Raw genomic sequence first — 258 nt, 5'->3', positions numbered from 1 at the left:
GGCTACTCGACGATCAAGCCCAGCTTCTTCATCATCAGCGGCACGACACACGGCAAGGTCTTTTATACACGCTTCCAGCGTGATCGGTTCGAGACTCGCGGCTTCTCGCTCGCCTGGACCCCGGAGGTCGACTCAGTATTCAGCCCGCTTGCTATCGCGATGTCGAACAGTCTGTCGGTCAGCGACACACGCATCACGAATAGCCCCCGAGCAAGCCCGGCACAGCCGGTAACATCCCCACGCATCGCGCCGAACACG

General features: G+C 60.5%; 1 pseudogene. It reads left to right on the top strand.

From position 1 onward, the window contains the following. A pseudogene (locus CH341_RS35535) lies at positions 1-258 on the top strand (hypothetical protein); the annotation flags it as partial.

Origin of the sequence: Rhodoplanes roseus, assembly GCF_003258865.1 — a bacterium.
In the GTDB taxonomy this organism is placed as follows: domain Bacteria; phylum Pseudomonadota; class Alphaproteobacteria; order Rhizobiales; family Xanthobacteraceae; genus Rhodoplanes; species Rhodoplanes roseus.
The sequence above is the reverse complement of the archived record's forward strand: the minus strand, read 5'-3'. Positions and strand labels throughout refer to the sequence as shown.